Raw genomic sequence first — 5,606 nt, forward strand, 5'->3', positions numbered from 1 at the left:
CGCCCGGCTCCTCGAAGAGGCCGACAAGGCCCGCCGCGAGCTGCGCGTCCAGGAACTGCTGGACGAGATCCCCGGAGCCATCGCGGATTCGATCACCGGGGTGGAGCGCGTGGCCGTCATCGTGGGGGCCATGCGCACCTTCTCGCACCCCGGCCAGGCCGAAAAGCGCCTGGTGGACGTGAACAGGGCCGTGGAAGCCACCCTGGTCATCGCGCGCAACGAATGGAAGTACGACGCCGACGTGGAAACCGACCTCGACCCGGCGCTGCCCCTGCTCCCCTGCTCCCCGGGCGATTTCAACCAGGCCCTGCTCAACGTGGTGGTCAACGCGGCCCACGCCGTGAGCGAGCGCTTCCACGGCACGGGGACCAAGGGCGGCATCCGCATTTCCACCGCGCGCGACGGCGACTGGGCGGAGATCACCGTGCGCGACACGGGCGTGGGCATCCCCAGGGAGAACCTGGAGCGCATCTTCGATCCCTTCTTCACCACCAAGGAGGTGGGCAAGGGCACGGGACAGGGGCTGGCCATCGTGCACTCGGTGGTGAGCCGCCACGGCGGGACCATCCTGCTGGATTCCACACCCGGGGAAGGCACGCGCTTCACCCTGCGCTTCCCACTGGAAAGGGAAGGCGCGCCCGCATGAAGAAGCGCATCCTCTTCGCCGACGACGACCCCCAGCTCCTGGCCGCCACGCGCCGCATGCTCTGGCACACGCGCGACCGCTGGGATCTCTCCTTCGCCCGCACCGCCGCCCAGGCCCTGGACATCCTGCGCGACGCCCCCCACGACGTGGCCGTCTGCGACCTGCGCCTGCCCGACACGGGGGGACGCCGCCTGCTCAAGGAGGTCCGCAGGCTCTACCCCTGGATGCTGCGCATCGTGCTCACCGGCGACACGGACCAGGGGCGCATCCTCCAGAGCGTTGCCGTGGCCCACCAGTTCCTGGCCAAGCCCGTGTCCGCGCGGCAGCTGGAGTCCGTGATCGCCAGGGGCTGCACCCTGCGCGACGCCATCCTCTCCGAGGAGGTCAAGGCCCGCATCGGGCGCATCGACGCCCTGCCCGCCATGCCCGAGACCTTCACCCGGCTCGTGGAGGCGGTGGAGGACGAGCGCGTTCCCGTGGAGGCCGTGGCCCGCATCGTGGCCGCCGACGTGGGGCTCTCCGCCGACGTGCTCCGGCTGGTCAACTCGGCCTTCTTCGGCCGGTCCGTACGCGTGCGCGACGTGACCCAGGCGGTCACGTTCCTGGGCCTGGCCGCCATCCGATCGCTGGCCATGGGCGTGGCGCTCATCAAGGCCTTCGACAAGGCCACCGCGCCGGGCATGGACTTCTCCCTGCTCTGGGAGCACAGCCAGCGAACGGCGGCCATGGCCCGGCGCATCGCCCGGATGGAGGGGCTCCCGGCGGAGCGCCAGGAGGAGAGCTTCCTTGCGGGACTGCTGCACGACGTGGGCAAATACGTGCTCGCCCTGCGCGACACGCAGGCCTTCCGCGCCCTGGTGGACGAGGCCCGCGCCTCGGGGGGCCCCCTGGCCGAAGCCGAGGCGCGGCGCGGCGGCGCGGGGCACGCGGCGGCCGGGGCCTATCTCCTCGGGCTCTGGGGCCTTCCCGACGCGGTGCTGGAGGCAGTGGCCTTCCACCACGCCCCGGGCGCTCCGGGGCTTTCCGGCATGTCCCCGGTGATCGCCGTGCACGCGGCCAACTCCCTGGAACACGAAATCGTGCGCATCCATACGGGCTACGCCCCACACCCCCTGGACACGGAGCACCTGCGCTCCCTGGGCCTGGAAGATCGCGTGGAGGACTGGCGGCAGGAGTGCCTGGCGATGCGCCAAGACGGAGAAGCCCCATGACCGTGCTCTTCGTGGACGACGACGAACGGGTGCTGGCCATGTTCGCCCGCACCCTGGCGAGCCGCTTCCAGGTGGAGACGCGCTCCGACCCCGCCGAGGCCCTGGAGCTGGTGCGCAAGGGCGGCGTGGCCGTGGCCGTGGCCGACCTGCGCATGCCCGGCATGGACGGGATGGAGTTCCTCGCCCGGGCGGGAGAACTGAGCCCCAACACGGTGAAGATCGTGCTCACGGGACACGCGGACCTGGAGTCGGCCATGGCGGGGGTCAACGAGGGGCGGCTCTTCCGCTTCCTCACCAAGCCGTGCGACACCCAGACCCTCGTGCGCGCCCTGGAGGCGGCCCTGGAGCAGCACCGGCTGGTCACTGCCGAGAAGGAGCTCCTGCGGGGCACGCTGCACGGCTGCATCAAGGTGCTCACGGAAATCCTGGGCCAGACCAACCCCGAAGCCTTCGGCCGGGCCGAGCGCATCAAGCGCCTTGCCCGGGCCATGGCCCCGCGGCTGCGCCTGAAGGACCCCTGGAAGGTGGAGCTGGCGGCCATGCTCTCGCAGATCGGGTGCATCTTCATCCCCGAGGAGATCGTGCAGCGCGGCAGTTGCGACGGATCGCTCTCGCCGGAAGAGCTGCAGATCTACCACATGCACCCCACGGTGGGATCTCAGCTGCTCTCGAGCATCCCCCGCCTGGAGGACGTGCGCGAGATGATCCGCCACCAGGAGGACTCCCTTGCGGACAACCCCGCCCAGCCGCGCGGGGCGAGGCTGCTCAAGATCTGCCTGGATTTCGACGCGCTGGAAAGCTGCCTGGGCTCCAAGGTGGACGCCGTGGGCCGCCTGAAGCAGACCCCGGAGCGCTACGATCCGGCCATCCTGGAGGCCTTCGAGCGCTACGTGCTGGCCGACACCGGGGTGGTGCCCCGCGACATCCGCCTCACGGAGCTGCGTGAAGGCATGATCCTGGGCGAGGACCTGATGAGCGACGCCGGGGCCATGCTCCTGGCCAAGGGCCTGGAGGTGAACCCCTACAGCCTCATGCGCCTGCGCAACCTGGCCAAGGCCCAGAAGGTGCGCGAGCCCTTTCGCGTGCTGGTGCCCATGGAGGGAGCGCCCGTCAGGCAGGAAGACGCCACCGGGGGCCAGGCTGGGGGGGGGGGCCGCTCCTAGCGCCGCGACCAGGGAAAACTTGGCGTAGTTTTCCGAATGAAAATGAATGGTCTTGGCTGCTTGTCTTGACAATCCGCATGGACGGATTGTGAGGAAGCACCCTGAGCGGCCTCTCCGGGACAAGGCGGGCGACGGCCCTGGCCGCCGGGCCGGAGCGGGCGCGAGGGCCGGGCGGCCCTGCTTCAGCGCGCCAGGGCCGCGGCCACGGCGGGGGCCAGGGCGCGGGCCAGTTTCTCGCGCCCGGAGAGGGAGAGGTGCTCGCAGGCCTGGTCGCGGTCCACGAAATCCTGCGAGCCGAGCAGCCCGGTGAGATCCAGGAACTGCCCGCCCGCGCCGCGCACCACGCGCTCCAGGGCCTCCATGTCCCGGCCCAGCAGGGCCTTGAAGCCCGGCCCCAGGAGGCGCTGGGCCTCGTCTGCGTCCACGGGCGTGGCGTAGGCCAGCACGGGAATTCCGGCCCGGACGAAGGCCCGCACGGCCTGGGCGGTCTGCACCGCCATGGGGTGCTCCTCCTCCACGGGAACGCACATGTAATTTTCCAAAAATCGGGCGCGCACGCCCCGCTCGTAGGCGTCCAGGCCCCGGGGCTCGGGGCCGAAGGCGGCGTGGTCCCGGGCGTTGTCGTGGAACCAGGACTGGGCCACGGCCTCGGGTACGGGGGGCTCGCCCTGGGCGGCCAGGAACTCCTCCAACCTCTGGCCCGCAAGGCGCGAGGGCAGCCGGGAGAGCCACAGGGCGGCGTCCGGAGAGCGGCCGAGGGCGGGCAGGAAGCCCGCCACGCGGGCGTAGAGGTAGTCCGGGCCGAAGAACCAGTCGCTGGAAAAGCTGCGCGGGTTCAGGGAGATGAGCGCCAGGCGGGGCTTGCGCGCGGCGCGCGCCAGCAACTCGCCGTAGCGGCCGTAGACCAGGGGAGTGTAGCCCGCGCCCGAGAGCCCGCGCACGGCCGGAGCGCGCACGGGAGCGCCCCGGGCCGCCCCGGCCTCGCCCTGGCGGGCCAGTTCGCGCGCCAGGAGTTCGTCCAGGGAGGTGCGGGCCTCGTGGGCGGAATGGCCGCCCATCACCGAGTCGTTGAGATAGAGCACGTCCGGGGCCTGCCTGGTCAGCTCGGCCAGGAGGTCGCGGGCCATGGCCTGATGGTAGGCGTCCTGAGCCAGGGGCGAGGCAGGGTCAGTCGGCGCGGTGAGGCCGCGGGACACCAGGGCGCGGCAATCGGCGCGGAAGACGCGCCAGTCGAGCCAGAGTGCGGCGGCCAGGGCCGTCAGGCAGGCGGCCAGGGCCAGGGCGCGCACTCGCCTGCGCTGCGGGGCGGCCTGGGGCTTCACGTCTTGGTGCCCAGGGCCGCTTTCAGAGGGCTGCGTCCAGGACCATGTTGTCGCGGTGCACGGCCTCGGGATAGGGTGCCTGGCCCAGCACCTGGGCGATGTGCCCGGACTTGAGGCCCATGATCTTCTTGAGGTCCCCCGCGTCGTAGTTGGCCAGGCCCACGCCCACGGTCTGGCCCTGGAAATCGAGAATGCGCACCACGGCGCCCTTCTCGAAGTCGCCCTCCACGCGCACGATGCCCGCGGGCAGCAGACTCTTGCCGGACTGGCGCAGGGCCTGGGCCGCGCCCTGGTCCACCCAGAGGCCGCCCCGGGGGTCGGCGGTGTAGGCCAGCCAGTACTTGCGGCGCGAGATGGGGCGTCCTTCGGCGGCCACCCAGGTGCCCAGGTCTTCCCCGGCGAAGGCGCGGGAGAGGCGGTCCGGCTCGCGCCCGGCCACGATGAGCGTGGGCACGCCCAGCTGGGCCGCGCGGCGGGCCGAGAGGAGCTTGGAATGCATGCCGCCCGTGCCCGAGGCGGTCTTGCCCCTGCACATGGCCTCCAGGTCCAGGGAGGCGATGTCTTCGATGCAGGGGCGGTGGGCGGCCTTGGGGTTCTCGGCGGGGTTCTCGGTGAACACGCCCTTGGCGGAGGTGAGGTTCACGAAGAGGTCGGCGCCCACCACGCCCACCAGGAGCGAGGCCAGGCAGTCGTTGTCGCCGTAGACGAGTTCCTGCACGGCCACGGTGTCGTTCTCGTTGACCACGGGCAGGCTGCGCCAGGAGAGGAGCGTGCGCAGGGTGTTGCGCACGTTGAGGTAGCGCTCGCGTCCTTCCAGGTCGTCACGGGTGAGCAGAAGCTGCGCGGTGACGATGCCCATCTCGCCGAAGGCCTCGTCGTAGGCGTGCATGAGCCTGCTCTGTCCGATGGCCGAGGCGGCCTGGCGGTCGGGGAGCCCGGCCAGCTCCTGCTGGCGGATCACGGCGCGCCCGGCGGCCACCGCGCCGCTGGAGACCAGGAGCACCTCCCGGCCCGCGCGGTGGAGGGCGGCGATGTCCTTGGCCAGGCTTTTGACCACGGCCAAGTCCACTCCGTTGCCCGAGGTGAGCACGGCGCTGCCGGCCTTGACGACGATGCGCCTGGCCTTGGCCAGGCATTCGGTTTTCTGTGTTTTCCAGTCTTCCATGGGTGTTTGTTTGCGTCAGGAGCCCAGATCGTGCTCATCGACACCCCCGGCGACTCCCTGGTCACCGACCCGGCGGAACTCCTGGTCTACGGCGCGGAC

At 71.3% G+C, this 5,606-nt stretch carries 5 protein-coding genes; 3 read left to right on the top strand and 2 right to left on the bottom strand.

Annotated elements, in window-relative coordinates:
* The 3 genes from ACV4UX_RS16820 to ACV4UX_RS16830 form a co-directional block, all read left to right on the top strand.
* A partial coding sequence (locus tag ACV4UX_RS16820; RefSeq protein ID WP_491594437.1) for a sensor histidine kinase occupies positions 1-646 on the top strand: 646 nt, incomplete at its 5' end.
* Complete coding sequence (locus ACV4UX_RS16825) at positions 643-1,857, top strand: response regulator (RefSeq protein ID WP_491594438.1); 1,215 nt, start codon at positions 643-645, stop codon at positions 1,855-1,857. The genes ACV4UX_RS16820 and ACV4UX_RS16825, both read left to right, overlap by 4 nt.
* Positions 1,854-3,020: an HD domain-containing phosphohydrolase gene (locus ACV4UX_RS16830; protein WP_491594439.1), complete on the top strand. Its 1,167-nt coding sequence runs from the start codon at positions 1,854-1,856 to the stop codon at positions 3,018-3,020. The genes ACV4UX_RS16825 and ACV4UX_RS16830 overlap by 4 nt, the downstream gene beginning before the upstream one ends.
* 182 nt (positions 3,021-3,202) lie before the next feature.
* On the opposite strand, the gene ACV4UX_RS16835 is transcribed toward ACV4UX_RS16830, so the two are convergent.
* Positions 3,203-4,342: a hypothetical protein gene (locus ACV4UX_RS16835; protein ID WP_491594440.1), complete on the bottom strand. Its 1,140-nt coding sequence runs from the start codon at positions 4,340-4,342 to the stop codon at positions 3,203-3,205.
* Positions 4,343-4,364: 22 nt separating this feature from the next.
* A complete protein-coding gene (gene proB / locus ACV4UX_RS16840; RefSeq protein ID WP_491594441.1) occupies positions 4,365-5,507 on the bottom strand; it encodes a glutamate 5-kinase in 1,143 nt (380 codons plus the stop codon).
* Positions 5,508-5,606 lie beyond the last annotated feature (99 nt).

The organism is Fundidesulfovibrio sp., assembly GCF_058402725.1.